The 13,917-nt window shown below is 57.1% G+C and carries 15 protein-coding genes; 7 read left to right on the forward strand and 8 right to left on the reverse strand.

Features of this window, described 5'->3' with window-relative positions; all coding sequences use genetic code 11:
* Positions 1-92: 92 nt before the first annotated feature.
* Together L6963_RS10640 and L6963_RS11820 are read left to right on the forward strand one after the other, a co-directional pair.
* The gene (locus L6963_RS10640) at positions 93-3,287 is read left to right on the forward strand and encodes a fibrinogen-like YCDxxxxGGGW domain-containing protein (RefSeq protein WP_237206897.1); all 3,195 of its coding nucleotides are present in this window, start codon (positions 93-95) and stop codon (positions 3,285-3,287) included.
* A gap of 166 nt (positions 3,288-3,453) precedes the next feature.
* Positions 3,454-4,716, forward strand: coding sequence for an FAD-dependent oxidoreductase (locus L6963_RS11820; RefSeq protein ID WP_272878935.1), 1,263 nt, complete (start codon positions 3,454-3,456; stop codon positions 4,714-4,716).
* A 90-nt stretch (positions 4,717-4,806) separates the two neighbouring features.
* Here the strand turns inward: L6963_RS11820 and L6963_RS10655 are convergent, their stop codons facing one another.
* The 7 genes from L6963_RS10655 to L6963_RS10685 all read right to left on the reverse strand — a co-directional run bounded on the left by L6963_RS10655 (position 4,807) and on the right by L6963_RS10685 (position 9,506).
* Positions 4,807-7,020: a phospholipase D family protein gene (locus tag L6963_RS10655; RefSeq protein ID WP_237206841.1), complete on the reverse strand. Its 2,214-nt coding sequence runs from the start codon at positions 7,018-7,020 to the stop codon at positions 4,807-4,809.
* A gap of 250 nt (positions 7,021-7,270) precedes the next feature.
* The gene (locus L6963_RS10660) at positions 7,271-7,729 is read right to left on the reverse strand and encodes a TipAS antibiotic-recognition domain-containing protein (protein WP_237206840.1); all 459 of its coding nucleotides are present in this window, start codon (positions 7,727-7,729) and stop codon (positions 7,271-7,273) included.
* 84 nt (positions 7,730-7,813) lie between these two features.
* On the reverse strand, positions 7,814-8,080 hold the full coding sequence (locus tag L6963_RS10665; RefSeq protein WP_237185622.1) for a type II toxin-antitoxin system RelE family toxin: 267 nt from the start codon (positions 8,078-8,080) through the stop codon (positions 7,814-7,816).
* Positions 8,077-8,331 (reverse strand): type II toxin-antitoxin system Phd/YefM family antitoxin, encoded by a 255-nt coding sequence (locus L6963_RS10670; RefSeq protein ID WP_237185623.1) that lies wholly within the window; start codon positions 8,329-8,331, stop codon positions 8,077-8,079. The genes L6963_RS10665 and L6963_RS10670 overlap by 4 nt, the downstream gene beginning before the upstream one ends.
* Before the next feature lie 52 nt (positions 8,332-8,383).
* Positions 8,384-8,596, reverse strand: coding sequence for a DinB family protein (locus L6963_RS10675; RefSeq protein WP_237206839.1), 213 nt, complete (start codon positions 8,594-8,596; stop codon positions 8,384-8,386).
* A 115-nt stretch (positions 8,597-8,711) separates the two neighbouring features.
* Positions 8,712-9,206: a TipAS antibiotic-recognition domain-containing protein gene (locus L6963_RS10680; protein WP_237206838.1), complete on the reverse strand. Its 495-nt coding sequence runs from the start codon at positions 9,204-9,206 to the stop codon at positions 8,712-8,714.
* A gap of 9 nt (positions 9,207-9,215) precedes the next feature.
* The gene (locus L6963_RS10685; protein WP_237206837.1) at positions 9,216-9,506 is read right to left on the reverse strand and encodes a MerR family transcriptional regulator; all 291 of its coding nucleotides are present in this window, start codon (positions 9,504-9,506) and stop codon (positions 9,216-9,218) included.
* Between the two features lie 167 nt (positions 9,507-9,673).
* Here L6963_RS10685 and L6963_RS10690 point away from each other — a divergent pair, with 167 nt between their 5' ends.
* The gene (locus tag L6963_RS10690; protein WP_237209112.1) at positions 9,674-10,711 is read left to right on the forward strand and encodes an ImmA/IrrE family metallo-endopeptidase; all 1,038 of its coding nucleotides are present in this window, start codon (positions 9,674-9,676) and stop codon (positions 10,709-10,711) included.
* A gap of 74 nt (positions 10,712-10,785) precedes the next feature.
* Here the strand turns inward: L6963_RS10690 and L6963_RS10695 are convergent, their stop codons facing one another.
* Positions 10,786-11,208 carry a hypothetical protein gene (locus tag L6963_RS10695; protein ID WP_237206835.1) on the reverse strand — a complete coding sequence of 141 codons (423 nt, stop codon included), beginning with the start codon at positions 11,206-11,208 and terminating at the stop codon, positions 10,786-10,788.
* 113 nt (positions 11,209-11,321) lie between these two features.
* Between L6963_RS10695 and L6963_RS10700 the strand changes: the two genes are divergently transcribed.
* From L6963_RS10700 to L6963_RS10715, 4 genes are all read left to right on the forward strand, one after another.
* Positions 11,322-11,702 carry a type II toxin-antitoxin system Phd/YefM family antitoxin gene (locus tag L6963_RS10700; RefSeq protein WP_237206834.1) on the forward strand — a complete coding sequence of 127 codons (381 nt, stop codon included), beginning with the start codon at positions 11,322-11,324 and terminating at the stop codon, positions 11,700-11,702.
* Between the two features lie 272 nt (positions 11,703-11,974).
* Entirely contained in the window at positions 11,975-12,400 is a 426-nt protein-coding gene (locus L6963_RS10705) for a hypothetical protein (protein WP_237185628.1), read from the forward strand.
* Positions 12,382-12,807 (forward strand): hypothetical protein, encoded by a 426-nt coding sequence (locus tag L6963_RS10710; RefSeq protein ID WP_237185629.1) that lies wholly within the window; start codon positions 12,382-12,384, stop codon positions 12,805-12,807. The genes L6963_RS10705 and L6963_RS10710 overlap by 19 nt, the downstream gene beginning before the upstream one ends.
* A gap of 39 nt (positions 12,808-12,846) precedes the next feature.
* Positions 12,847-13,893 carry an exonuclease domain-containing protein gene (locus tag L6963_RS10715; protein WP_237206833.1) on the forward strand — a complete coding sequence of 349 codons (1,047 nt, stop codon included), beginning with the start codon at positions 12,847-12,849 and terminating at the stop codon, positions 13,891-13,893.
* The last annotated feature ends 24 nt before the right edge of the window (positions 13,894-13,917 follow it).

The following is a 13,917-nucleotide window of genomic DNA, read 5'->3' on the forward strand; positions in this document are numbered from 1 at the left end:
ATAGGCAGGATGGGTGCGGTAAACCCTAAGCTATATATAACGCACATTGATTCGCCGACTAACCGGCGGACAACTCGCACACTAGGGAACACATGGAACATAAAGACACTTCGGCGCGCCCGTCGAAGCGCACCACAGCGCGCGATTTTTGGGCGGCTACCCGCACCCAGCTCAAAGCCCCCTTCTCACTCAAAAAACCCAACTTGGCCACCAAAGCCGGGGTGGGCGTCCTCGCTCTTGCCACCGCAGTAACCGTGCTGCCGGGAGCAACCGCATCCGACACCTACACCCCCGACGGCAAGACCAGCGAAACCGCTGCGGCCAGCTGCTGGGAAGCCAAGCAGACCGACCCCGCCGCAACCAGCGGCACCTACTGGCTCTGGACCCCGGAGATGGCAGCCCCCGAACAGTTCTACTGCGACCAGGAAACTGACGGTGGCGGCTGGGTCATGATCGGCCGAGGCCGCGATGGCTGGGAAGAAAACTACAACGGCAAGGGCAAAGCCTCAGAGCTTTACACTAACCCCGACGGCACCGACGCCTTCACCCCCGTGCAGTTGCCATCCACCACCATCGATGCCCTGATCGGCAACCAGAAGGTCTCAGACCTGACCGGGGGCTTCCGCATCCGCCGTGCAGCCAACGCCGAGGGCACCAAATGGCAGAACGTCACCGCCACCCGCGCCAACGCCACCGACTGGACCTGGGCCCTCTCAGGTACCCAGACCTGGCGTGACATCAAATTCCGCGGCGATTCACCGACCGTCACCAGCTCCAACCGAAACTTCTCATCGCTGACCGGCCAGATGATGAAGCCGGTACTCTCCATGTACCAGGTCAATTTCCTCGGTACCAGCAAGCAGGCCTGGCGCATGGGCTTTGCCTACGGCCCTATCGCTCGCGGCGCCGATAATGCCACCACCCACCTGTGGTCCAAGACCGGCTCCAACCCCATTCCCTTCTCCCAGGTGTTCCTGCGCCCCAAGCTGACCCAGGCAGACCTGAACCTATCCGACTACGCTGACGCGGGGGCGTCCGGCTCTACCCGCCGTGCCCTGCCCAACTCCTACTCAGCCAAGGTCACCTGGCGCACCAGCAACACCACCGGTACCGGAACCCTGGGCGAACTCAACACCTACGTGCAGGCCATCACTCAGGTGGGCAACACCGTCTTCACCGGCGGCGACTTCGCCTGGGTAGAAAACGCTGCCACCGGCGAAAAGGTACAGCAGAAGTTCCTCGCTGGCTACGATGTGACCACCGGTGAACTCGTGCGCACCTTCATGCCCACCCTCAACGGCCAGATCAAGGCCCTCGAAGCCCTGCCCAACGGCACTCTGGCTGTAGGCGGTGAGTTCACCGAGGTTAACGGCGAAAAGGTTGCTGGTCTGGTCATCCTTGACCCCGTCACCGGTGCGATTGACCGCACCTACAACTTTGGCATCGAAAACCGCGGTGCAGGCTCCATCACCAGTGCCCGCACCCTGGATGTGCAGGGCGACTACCTCTACGTGGGTGGCGCCTTCTCCCACGTGGTCAATACCGAAACCGGCGCTACCGGCTACTCCCGCAACGCCGGTCGCTTTAGCTTCAGCCAGAACGGGCCGGACGCCAGCTGGCGCCCCTACCTCAACGGCACCGTCAACGGCCTCTCAGCCTCAGACGACGGAGCAACCGTGGCAGCAGCAGGCTACTTCTCAGAGGTCAACGGCACCAAGACCTGGAAGCTAGCCCAGCTCAACACCACCGACGGCAACATTGCCAAGGCCTGGACCTGGGAACCCTCCTTCCCCACCATCCAGCGCCAGGGCTACCAGAACGACGTTGAGGACGCCGGTTCCACCGTCTGGGCTGCCGGTTCAGAACACATCATCCACCAGTACGCCAAGAACACCATGAGCCGCCTCTACTCGGCAATCACCATCGAAGGCGGCGACTTCCAGGACCTCTACGAAGACCAGAACAACAAGGTCATCTACGGTGCCTGCCACTGCGGCAACTACATCTATGAAGGCTCTGGCACCTGGATGCAGCCCTGGACCAACAAGGGCTTCTTCAACCTGCAGTCCATCCGCCTCTCAGCAGCCTTTGACGCTGAAACCGGTCGCGTGATCGGCGAGTTCGCCCCCAACCTGCGCGGCCCTCGCGGTGACGGTGTTTGGGAACAGTTCGTTGACTCCACCGGCACCCTCTGGCTGGGTGGCGACATCAACCGTTCCCAGGGTGCTAACGGTATGCAGCAGACCGTGGGCTTTGCCCGCTACGCACCTCGCGACGTTACTGCCCCTGCCGCCCCGCGCTCACTGGCTGTGAGCACCGATGGTGCCACCGACGTCCTGACCTGGCCCTCAGCCGGTCGCAACGTAACCTACCAGGTGCTGCGCGATAACCGCGTTATCGCAACCACCACCGACACCACCTACTCGGTAGCCCACACCGATGACGCCCGCTACTTCGTGCGCTCCGCGGACGCCGCAGGTAACTTCTCAGCCTCAACCCCCGTTGCTGTGGCACAGAAGACCGAGCAGCCTGTAGCTCCGGTGGAGCCCACCGCCGAACCTACTGTTCAGCCCACCGCTGAGCCTACCGCTGAGGTGCCTGCCGAGCCTACCCCGACCGCCGAAGCAACCACTGAGGCCCCTGCCCCGGTAGAGCCCCCGGTTGTGGAAGAGCCCGCTCCCGCTGAGCCCGAGCGCCTTGCTGAGGCACCTGCCAACGGTACCGTCATCAACAACCCTGCTCCCATTGAACCTTTTGCGGTTCCGGCTGAAAACTCTGAGCCTGTTCTGGCATCTGGTGATGAGTGGAAGATTGCCTTTGGCCTGAACGCCTGGCAGGGGCTGGACTCCACCTGGCGCGCCACCGACTATAAGTACGACACCGCCAAGTGGTACACCACCTACTCGTCTGTAGGTTGGGGTGAGCCGCGTGTGGCGACTATGTACCAGTTCTCATCCAGAGCTCAGCCGGTGTCGATGATGCTGCGCAAGGAGCTCAACCTCAACCTGGCAGCGGGCCAGAAGCTGGTGCTCACCACCTACGTGGATGACGGCATGATGATCTGGGTCAACGGCAAGGAATACACCCGCCAGAACCTCATCTGGGGTGCCCTGCCCACCTACACCGCCACCCGCGCTGTGGACTTCGGCGCCGCCCGCACCACCCCGCTGGTCATCGAGATTCCCGCTTCTGACCTCAAGCAGGGCAAGAACTCCATTGCGGTGATGGTCAACTCCAACACCAAGGGGGCAGCAACCACCTTCGACATGATCGGTGAGGTGCGCTAACCCAGAGCTAGAACTTACCCTAGCCCCGAAAACTCCCCGCGAGCAGACGAACTCTATCTGCTAGCGGGGAGTTTTTTCTCTGCGAAATTGCTAGGCAGGTGCCCGGGGCGGAGACCTGCCGGGAGTAAAGTAGGCAGGGTAAACCCCTAAGAAACACAGAGGAGTCATGATGGAACAACTCACCGTCGATGTACTGGTGATTGGTTTTGGCAAGGCCGGAAAGACCATTGCGATGAAGCGGGCTGCTGCCGGCGACAGGGTAGCGCTGGTGGAGCAAAACCCGGCCATGTATGGCGGTACCTGCATCAACATTGGTTGCGTGCCGACCAAGTTCTTACTGGAACAGGCCCACTCCCACCGGGAATTCACCCGGGCCCGCGACGCTCGCAATACTTTCATCGACCGCCTGAACGCCGCTAACCAGAAGATGGTGGAAGGCAAAGGCGTGCTGCTTCTAGACGGCGCTGCCCGGTTCCTTGATTCTTCTACTGTTCAGGTGGGGGAGCAGGTGCAGGTGAGCGCCTCGACCATCATTATTAACACCGGGGCCAGCTCGGGCGTGGAGGTGGGCGGACGCGTGCACGACTCCACCAGTATCCAGCAGCTAGAGCACACCCCGGCGTCACTGGCCATTATTGGCGGCGGGCCGATTGGCCTAGAGTTCGCTACCATGTTCTCGGGCTTCGGTAGCCGGGTGACCATTTACAAGGGCGAGGGGGACTTCCTGCCCGCCCTCGACCGGCACATTGCCCAGGCTGTGCGCGAGCACCTAGAAGCCCAGGGCGTAACTCTTGTTGATGAGCGCGTCTCGGTAGACCAGGCCACAGACCAGCTCGACGATGAGGTGATACTGGTAGCGACAGGACGCCGCCCGGCAGTTGCGGGGCTGAACCTTGAGGCTGCCGGGGTCAAGTACACCGAGAAGGGAATCGAGGTCGATGAACACTGCCGCACCAGCGTTGAGGGTATCTACGCGGTCGGGGACGTAACCGGCGCACCCCAGTTCACCTATGCGTCCTATGATGACCACCGCATTGTGCTCTCAGACCGCTGGGGCGATGGTTCCCGTACCCGCACCGGTCGTCTGCTGCCCACGACCACCTTTATTGACCCGCCGCTCTCAACTGTAGGGCTCACCGCTGAGGCTGCTGGGCGTGACTACAAGGTTGAGGTGCGCGAGTCAAAAATCGCTGACCTGGCGATTGTGCCCCGCCCCAAGATCATGGGTCAGCCAGAGGGTATTGCCCAGTTCGTTCTCGACCAGGAAACCAACCAGATCCTGGGTGCCACCCTCTGGTGCATTGACTCCCAGGAGCTGATTAACACGGTAGCCCTGGCCATGACCCAGAAGATCCCGGCCGCTGCGGTCGGTGAGGGCATCTACACCCACCCCTCGACCTCTGAGGTGTTCAACGCGCTGCTGGCTTAGGCGAGCGAGCGTGCACCAAATCGCCGAGCGTGCGCCCGATAGGTGCACGCTCAGCGATATGACGCACGCTCGGTGAGGGCGCAGCGGAGCCTACCGCCGCCACAGCCGCCCCCACCCGCGTGAGCGGGCTTCGGCGTCCTGAACCTGCCGGGTCAGCAAAGCAACCCGCTCAGCCTCTAACTCCAACCTCAGCTCAGCCTTCTCCCGCTCAGCCCGCTCCCGCTGCGCTTCGAGCAGGGCAAGGGCATGCTCGTTTTTGGTGACCACATTGAGCGGGCTGCGCTCGCGATAGCCGGCTAGCAGGGGCTCGCCCAGATAGGCGTCGGTGCGCTCGATGTTCAGCGTGATGGCCTTAGGGGTCGCCTCTAAAACGCAGTCGGCGGGCAGAATAGAGCGAAATTCAATCATCTCTTCTTTCTGGGTCTTGTTGAAGGTGCCGGTTGCCTCCCAGGCAGAGCGCAGGACGGACGCCACCTCGGGACTGTGCGCGTTAAAGGCTAGGGCGTCCTTGGCGTGGGCCTGGTGGATGGTGTCGGTGATGATACCGCGGGCGATTTCGTCGCGGTAGCTGTAGGGGGTGAACATTTTGGCGGGAAAGGCCGTTTCTAGCCCAAAACGGGCCAGGGTTTCTTGCAGAATCTCAGCGGTGAGCCAGACCCAGTTGCGTGAAAAACGCTGAATCTCGTGGGCGGTCAGGTGGTCGAGCCGCTGGCTGAGGGTGTAGACCACGTGGCGGTAGAGGTTGTTGTTGACCGACCCCGCCAGGGAAGTGAAGTTATAGACCTGCTGGTCAGTGGGCTTGTAGTCGCTGGTAATAGAGATGTACCAGACGCGTTTTTTGATGGCTTCTTGCAGCACAGCCCCGTCGGCGTTTGAGGTCAGAATGATGGTTCCCTGCGGGCCCTCAAACCCGTTGGAGCGCAGGTTGGCCCAGTGCTTGATTTTGCCTTGCACCGTTGCCCCGTTGAGAAACTGGGTGCCCACCTCGTCGATGATGAGGGGTGAGACTTCGCCCGATTCCATATAGCTGTTCATATAGTTGATGGACCCGGTTTTAGAGCCGTAGGTGGTTTTGAGCAGTTCTTCAGCCAGTAGGGGAGAGTAGTCACCGATGAAGGGCTTGAGGTAGTCGTCAACCATAGTGGTTTTACCCGATGACCCAGACCCCAAGATAGCCAGGAGAACGGGGATTTTGTCGGGATTTTCGCCGGTTTCCATAACCAGGTGGCGGATGCGCCAGAGCACCGGAGCCGTCATGGCAAAGAGGAAAGCACTCAGGGCCTGGTGGGATTCATCGCGCATCTTGTTGTCCCGGTAGGAGAGCACGATATCGACGAAGGTTGAGGCGTCACGGGCGGTGACTTCTGCGTCAGTGAGCGGTGAAAGTTCCTTTCCTTCGTGGTTGATGAGCAGGGTACCGTCGTCGGTGGCAACCCAGCGGGGTTGCGCACCCGTGATGGGGCTGGCGTCCGCCGGGGCGACCTGCCTTTGTTTGAGGTGCACGGTCTGCAGGGCCTTGGTCGCGGTGGCGGGGGTGCGCGGTTTACCGGTGGGGGTGTAAGTGGCTTTGAGAGTGTGCAGGACGACGGGGTCACCCAGCTGGTAGGTTGTGGTCACGCTCTCGGGGGTGGCTGTATCAGATTTTTCCTCGCGCAGGAGCTGGCCGATGGTTTCGCGGTGTTCGGTGGGTAGGCGTTTGGCGTCCTTGATGATGCGGGTATCGATGATGCTGGTGCGCTGCTCGGTGGTGCTGGCCTGCCGGAATTCCTGCACGGTGTTGCGGTCGAGATAGTCGGTGGCTTCTACCTCGAAGTTTTGGGTGAAGAGCTCGGTGTATTCGCGCAGGTAGGCGGTGTCAGCGGGGTTGTTGAAGCGGCCCCGGTAGAGGGTGTTGTGCTCGTGGTTTTGGGTCATGGCTGCCCGGGTGAGGTTCATGGACCCGGTGAGGATCGCAAACTCGTCGGCCGATGTGAGGATGAAGTACTTGGAATGAAAGAGCTTATCGGCGTTGTATTTGAGGTGGACTCGGCCGCTTTCGAGGGCATCGAGCAGGGGCTCGCTGGCGGTTTCTAGTTCGCGGACGCGCCGGGTTGGGTCGAAGATTTGCCGCAGCAGGCTGCCGGTTTTGGCTTCTTCTAGGCCCAGAATCAGCTTGACCTGCTCGAACCTCTGGCTGAGGTGGTCAATCGTAGCGAAGGACGAGACGAAGCTGACCCCGTGGAACTCCGTGTAACCTGCCGTGAGCTCCCAGAAATCCGGTCCGTAAAGCATGGTGCGGGTGTTGAGGTCGAAGACGGTAAGCATGAGTATGCCTTTCAGCTAGTGGGTGGGGTGTGTGGTTTACCCAGTAGCATGACAGGCTATTGTGAACAGGGTGCAAATGGCGGCAAGATGGCGAGAAGATGTCTGGTAAATGAATAATGAAAACTTTTAGTTGCCGGTTTTCTGCACATTGCGGCGAAATCAAGCGAGCGTGCGTCATATCGCTGAGTGTGCGCATGGCTAGTGCACGCTCAACGATATGACGCACGCTCGGTTAGGGGCGAGATGTTTTTTAGTCCCAGGTGGGGTTAGTCAGGTCCACCCCGGCCCGCTGAGCCTCCGCCTCGATGGCGTCAGCCAACCACTGAGCCAGGCCCAGCTGCTGTGAGTCGTAGTAGCGGGTGAACCGCTCATCGGTAATATAACCGCGTGAGATCAGGTAGTGCTTGGCGGGGGTGACGGGGAAGAACTCGCTCAGCAGCTGACGGTGGGCGTGGACGAGTTCGCCCGCCTCGGTGCCATCCGTCGGCAGGCCACGGCGCACGGCATCCGCTAGTTTTCCGTCCAGCTCAGCGGCGCGATTCTTGTAACCTGCCCAGTCGGCCTGGCTCCAGGTAGCGGTGCGCTGCTGACTGATAGCCCAGTCGTCCGTACCGGCGTAGCGTTCCTCAGCTTCGGCCTGGTAATCGGCAAAATTGGCGTCGCCGAGAACTTCGCCAATTTCGGTGAGGGTGGGTTTCTTATGGGCCATATGGTTTTCCATAAAGGTGTCTTATTCCTTCAACCCAGCCCAAATAGTAATTGGTTGATATAGCGAGCTGGGTGAGCCTGTTTTCTATTTTTTATAGACTTCTCGTCGGTGGCCAATTGTTAGAACCAAGATAATGAGCCGGCCTTCTTCGACAGCGTAGATTACCCTGTAGTTACCAACTCTAAGTCTGAGTTCACCATCTCCCCCAACTATTTTCTTGATCCCTGGCGGGTATGGGTTTGAGGCAAGCTCTTGGATTTTCTTGGCAATGCGGGTCTGATCGTTTTTATTGATTTTGCGCAGTTCTTTTGCTGCAGAAGGTTTGAAGGTAACTGAATAGTTAGCTGTCATGAGAGCTTAATGCCGAGCTCATCCATGAGCTGGTCAAAGGGGATTTCGTCTTCTTCTTGGCGGGCTTGACGGGCTTTAGCAGCATCAAGTTTGTCTTCAAGTGCTTCGAGCGCTTGATCGAAAAAGACGGGGGAGACAAGGACGGCTCTGCGGCGGCCTCTGCTTTCGATAGCAATGGGCTCTCGCTGCACTTCGTCAAAGTAGTGGCCGAGGTTCTGGCGAAATTCTGCTGTTCCGGTAGTTGTTGTCATGTACTAAATGTACATTACGTACAGGGTGAGGGCTATGGCTGAGCAAGAATTTTTACCGCCAGCAGTCCTCAACGAAACAGAGGTGCCCGGCCATACCGGCTAGGGTCATGCTGCTGGGGTGCAGGGGAGTTGCAAGGACGCTCTCGTCCAGCCATCTGCCGTCCGCGCCCCGGAGCTTACGCAAGAATATCCCCTGTTGAAAACGGATATAGCCAAGCACCAGCTCTTTTTCGGAGCCGGTCAGGGGCGGGTCTGTAAAGGGCATTTTAAAGGCTCAATTTACCGGCGGTACAACGAACGTGCGTCATATCGCTGAGCGTGCGCACGGTCGGTGCACGCTCAGCGATATGACGCACGCTCGGTTAGGGAAGAGGCGGTTGCTAGTCCCAGGTGGGGTTAGCCAGGTCCACCCCGGCATGTTCAGCCTCTGCCTCGATAGCATCGGCCAGCCACTGGGCTAGGCCCGGCTGCTGGGACTCGTAGTAGCTGGTGAACCGCTCATCCGTAACGTAACCGCGTGAGATGAGATAATGCTTGGCGGGGGTGACGGGGAAGAACTCGCTCAGCAGCTGACGGTGGGCGTGGACGAGTTCGCCCGCCTCGGTGCCGTCCGTCGGCAGGTTGCGGCGCACGGCATCCGCTAGTTTTCCGTCCAGCTCAGCGGCGCGATTCTTGTAACCGGCCCAGTCCTCCTGGTTCCAGGTAGCGGTGCGCTGCTGGCTGATGGTCCAGTCATCTGTGCCGGTGTAGCGTTCCTCAGCTTCTGCCTGGTAGCTGGCAAAGTTGGCATCGCCGAGAACTTCGCCGATTTCGGTGAGGGTGAGTTTCTTGTTCGTCATTTCGTTCTCCATGAGGGTATCGATAGCAGCGACCATAGCGGAGAGCTACTGTTGTTGGTCCACGAGGGCCTGGCGTTGCCTGCGGAGGTGCTCCAGGCTGGTTGAGTTACTGACCAGGGCTTCTTTAATGTCGGTGAGTTTCATGCCGGTTGCCCGGTAGATAAGGATCCGTTGCAGAGTCGCAATATCATCGGGAGTGTACAGCCGATAATTCGACCAGGTACGCTCAGCAGGGGCAACGAGCCCGAGGGATTCCCAATGGTGCAGGGTGCGCACCGTGACACCGAGCGCCTGCGCTACTTCCCCTACCGTGTAGAGGGTATCTTGATCCTTCATGATTCCATTGTGGGGTCTAACGTGGCGTGAGGGTCAAGCTCGGACTAAGTTAGATATTGACCGTAGCGAAATTCCTGATATTGGTGGCGGAGACGTTGAGTTCCAGATTGCATGGCAGTTACCCTGAGCGTGTTGCCCTCGCCCGTAAACGGCGGGGGCATACCCGTGTGTCTTTGGCACAGGAGTTAGGGGTGACAGACCGTACTACCCAGAAGTATGAAAAAGAGGGCGCCCCTGATTCTGCAGTCAGTCAGTTAGCTCAAGTTCTTGGATACCCGGTTGAGTATTTTTCACGCCAGCCGCAGGTTGCGGTTGAAGTTGACGGTGTTAATTTTAGGGCTGGCCGTGCGGCTACTCGCAGTGCCCGTGATTCTGCAGTTGCAGCAGGCGTTACCGGTATTGAGGTCATGCAGTGGGTGGAAGATAAGTTCACCCTACCTTCAATTGTTGTGCCCTCATTTGAGGGGATAGCTCCAAGGGTAGCTGCTCAATTACTTCGTGAGGAGTGGGGGCTAGGTACTAAGCCCCTGCCGAATTTGGTGCAATTGTGCGAGTCGCGGGGTATTAGTGTGATGGTGCTTCCAGAAGCTGCCATGCAGGTTGATGCTTTCTCGCTCTGGTATGAGGGTAAGCCCTTTATTTTTATTGCTCGGCAGAAGACGCCCGAGCGGGCTAGGTTTGATATTGCTCATGAGCTGGGGCATCTTGTGCTGCACCGGTTTGCTCCTGTTGATGATTCTTCGGCTGTGCAGGAGCGCGAGGCGGATGAGTTCGCGTCTGCCCTGTTAATGCCTGAGTCGCTGTTGGCCGAGTATCTTCCTCAGAATGCTTCAGTGGACGATCTTGTAGAAGCTAAGTACATTTTTCAGGTATCTGCCTTTGCCTTGGCAACCTCTTTGCATAAGAGTGGGCGGATGACTGATTGGATTTACCGCAAGGTGTGTATTGAGCTAACACGCCGGGGGTATAGGGACGGTGAGCCCGAGGGTATGGGAGCGTTTGAGCAGTCCAGGCTTTTCCCACAGGTGTTCACTGCTGATAAGGGCGGTGCTGTGACGGCTGAGCGTATTGCTGCTGATCTGGCGGTGCCCGTTGATGACGTGCTGACTTTGACGTTTAGTTCTCGTCTGCGCCTGGTGCAGGGGGAGGGCAAGGCCGAAAAGCATGGTGAGAGCGGACGCCCGGCCCTGCGCGTGGTGCGTTAAGTTGAACCCGATTTGTTAAAAGTTACGGAGTGTGTGCAATTTCGGTAGTTGTCTTGCCGGTGTAACTGACGGCGCTATTTCTGCCGAAGGTCCTTGTCTGGCAGGGCGGGGACTAGCTCGAAGAAACGCTCAGTCATGGCGAGCAGTTTGCCTGTTTTTACGAAGCCAGCGATGGTGCCTTCACTGAACCGCTCGCCGCGTCCTGCCATGTAGAAATAGAGGGTGAGGTCAGCCAGGCTGCATTCCTCAATGGGGGCGGGGTGCTGGTGGTTCTTCAGCCAATTACTGTAAGGCTCGGAGCCAACACCCATGAGGTCAGACAGGAAGGTCATGGCGTCAGAGATTCCGTTCCACAGCCACGGGGGAACTTCCGAATATCCCAGGCGGGCGGGGGAGTCCTCAGCGGGGTTTGTTTCTGCACCATCTTTTAGGTTGCGGTGCATGAGGGTAATACCGTCGAAAAGTTGTTCAGCAGTTTTGTTGTCCCTTAATCCCATATACCTATTAAGCCAGATAAGAACAGAAAATCGAAGGGATATCAGCGGTTCGATGTTCAGTAGATATCTTCGATATCACCGGGCAGTCCACGGTGAGGTTTGGTTGCTGGGTATTGCCCGATTTCACAGATGATTTTGGTATGCCTGGCGCCAGTACTGCCGGACATAAGTACAACGCCTATGAACCTCTTGTTTTCAGAACTATTTCTGAATCAGCTATTTGTATGTCTACTCTTACCTACGCTCGAACCTTCAATTCCTCAGAGCTAAGCCGCAACCTCAAACCAGTTATTGAAGCGGTTGAGTCTCAGCCTGTTCTTGTGACCCGTCGTGATGGTGAAAACCTGGTGCTAATGACTGAGCACGAGGCAGACGATCGTCGCGACATGTTTGCAATTGCAGCTCAGATTATTGCTGCAACAACACTTAAGGGTGGTTCACTAGCTGAACGTATGGCCACTGTTTCCCCCCTGGATGTTAGCGCTCGATACTGAGGACCGTGAGCTTTGCGCCCGTGAACTGATCGACACTGCCCGAGCTGCTTTTGCTACCAACCAGCCAAAGACTTTGCTGGTAGGGGTAAGAAGCTGGTTTGAGTCCGCAACTGCCCTTGCTGCTGGGCTGGATGAAGTGGAACCTGAATGGTTGCCTGAGCCTGTGAACTTAGAGGTTCCTTGAAAAACTTATTGCGTTAGCTGTCACTAGCGGAAGAATAAGCCTGTCTAATATTGCTATGATAATCGAAGATGTATTCGAGAGGTGGTGCATGATGGCAGGCCATCAGAATCTTGCTTCAGGAACGAAGTTCCACAGCCGGTGTGACGAGTGTGTAGAGACCTTGCCAGCGATCAGGTTTCACCTGGACGAGGAACGGCAACTGGAAGCAATCGACAGGCATATTACTTGTTCTTCGTTTTCCAGGAATAATCCTTTAGTTGTGCAATTCAGTGTTGGATTAATGGCCTACCATTCACCTTCAAAAGATGTGGTTGATGTGATTCGAGCATGCTCAGCTCACGAGAACTTCCACTACCATGTTGGTGATTATCTGAGGCCCAAAAAGAAGCTACCTGCTCGGGGCATTCGAGTATTAAATAGTGCTGAGGATAGCCACGAAGCGTATGATGAAGCTTGTAGCTACGTTATTGGTGAAGCGTTTGAAAGGTGGCGAGAATGGCATCCGAGAAAATAATTATGAAGAGAGCTCAACTGGCGGCGTCATTTAGCCGGGCCGCCAGAACAACCGTCGAAGGTAAGGCATTTGTTGAGGCGGTCATGGAAAGCTCTCCTGAACAAGCGGAGCTAACGGTGGTTCCTGCTGCTGCTGAAGAGTCCGCAGTTCTAACTTTTCACCGGATCGAACGGCTAAACGTTCCTGTTGTCGTGTTGGTAACCAATGATGGGAATGAAATTGTTGCGCGTAACCTGTTATGGAACAGTCAAGAAGTTAAGACTAGCTCCTACACCGATATCTCTACAGAAATCACAACCTTGGACTGGATGAAGTCTATGGATGAAACTCCAGGTCAGAACTTTGCTGTTACTGGTTCTGAGTTTGCAACTAGAATCAATTCTTTAGCCACTTTGACTGTGGCTTGAAACCACTTATTCGCTTTACCAAAGAAAGACTACTGTACTGTGCCTAACGCTTCTGTAGATTTTGTTGCCGTTGATTTTGAGACTGCAAATGCGAGCCGGGCTTCGGCTTGTGCAGTTGGTTTGACGGTGGTGAGGGGCGGCCAAGTTGTAGAGACTGTGTCGTGGTTAGTGAAGCCTCATGAGTCTGTTGCTGATTTTCATCCCTTAAACGTGAGTATCCACGGTATTACTCCTGCAATGGTTGAGGCTGATGGTGTGGGATGGGTTGAAACTCGCCAGAGAATGCAAGAAATTATCGATGATCTGCCTGTGATTGCTCATAATTCGGGCTTTGATCGGTCAGTGTGGAATCATGCCAATAAGGTTGCTGGTATTGATGAGTTAGCTCCTGATTTTTATTGCACATTGAGCTTGTCTCGTAGGTTGAGTAAGACTGGTGTGATTGAAGGACTGGACCAACACCGTCTTGATGTTCTGGCTGAGTTCTTTGGGCTGGAGCAGCTTCATCATCATGAGGCTGGCGAGGATTCCTTGATGGCAGCTTTGGTTGCTTTACGTTTGGTTGATCTTGTGGGGGCGTCTTCGGTTGAGGACGCTTGGGGCGGGCCAACTAGTTCAGGCATGATTCGTGCTGACCGTGTTCCGGTGCCTCGTAAGGTTCGACGAAATAATGTTCCGTCTGTTGTTCCGGTGGCTCCTGCGCCGGAGGGAATAGCGGGGGAGACTTTTACCTTGACGGGTGGGCTTGACGCTATGACTCGTGAGGAGTGTTGGGGTGCTATTGAGGCTGCTGGTGGCTTTATTGCAAAGTCGGTGACGAAGAAAACCACTGTCTTGGTGATTGGCGCCGGAGCTGAGGAAAGCATGCCGCCTTTGCTGGGTGAGAACCGTAAGGAGCTTAAGGCTATTTCTTTGATTGAGGCGGGGCAACGAATTGCGGTGATTGGGGAACCTGATTTGCTTGAGCTGCTAAATGAAAACTTAGAGGCTTATTCAAAAGTCCCACCCGCAGCCAAAAACACCAACCCCCGCACCACCGAAAACACCCGCCCATACAACCCTAACGGCCGCCTAAACCCCGTATGAAGAATCCGCCAAGTCTTGATGTGC

The sequence above is a fragment of the Rothia nasimurium genome, assembly GCF_928392795.1.
Classification (GTDB): Bacteria; Actinomycetota; Actinomycetes; order Actinomycetales; family Micrococcaceae; genus Rothia; species Rothia nasimurium_F.

Coding starts and splice junctions, on each gene's coding strand:
- L6963_RS10670 (WP_237185623.1), bottom strand. CDS start 8,331: ATGACAACAACTACCGGAACAGCAGAATTTCGCCAGAACCTCGGCCAC.
- L6963_RS11820 (WP_272878935.1), top strand. CDS start 3,454: ATGATGGAACAACTCACCGTCGATGTACTGGTGATTGGTTTTGGCAAG.
- L6963_RS10655 (WP_237206841.1), bottom strand. CDS start 7,020: ATGCTTACCGTCTTCGACCTCAACACCCGCACCATGCTTTACGGACCG.
- L6963_RS10660 (WP_237206840.1), bottom strand. CDS start 7,729: ATGGCCCATAAGAAACCCACCCTCACCGAAATTGGCGAAGTTCTCGGC.
- L6963_RS10710 (WP_237185629.1), top strand. CDS start 12,382: ATGGCATCCGAGAAAATAATTATGAAGAGAGCTCAACTGGCGGCGTCA.
- L6963_RS10665 (WP_237185622.1), bottom strand. CDS start 8,080: ATGACAGCTAACTATTCAGTTACCTTCAAACCTTCTGCAGCAAAAGAA.
- L6963_RS10685 (WP_237206837.1), bottom strand. CDS start 9,506: ATGAAGGATCAAGATACCCTCTACACGGTAGGGGAAGTAGCGCAGGCG.
- L6963_RS10680 (WP_237206838.1), bottom strand. CDS start 9,206: ATGGTCGCTGCTATCGATACCCTCATGGAGAACGAAATGACGAACAAG.
- L6963_RS10695 (WP_237206835.1), bottom strand. CDS start 11,208: ATGGGATTAAGGGACAACAAAACTGCTGAACAACTTTTCGACGGTATT.
- L6963_RS10705 (WP_237185628.1), top strand. CDS start 11,975: ATGATGGCAGGCCATCAGAATCTTGCTTCAGGAACGAAGTTCCACAGC.
- L6963_RS10640 (WP_237206897.1), top strand. CDS start 93: ATGGAACATAAAGACACTTCGGCGCGCCCGTCGAAGCGCACCACAGCG.
- L6963_RS10675 (WP_237206839.1), bottom strand. CDS start 8,596: ATGCCCTTTACAGACCCGCCCCTGACCGGCTCCGAAAAAGAGCTGGTG.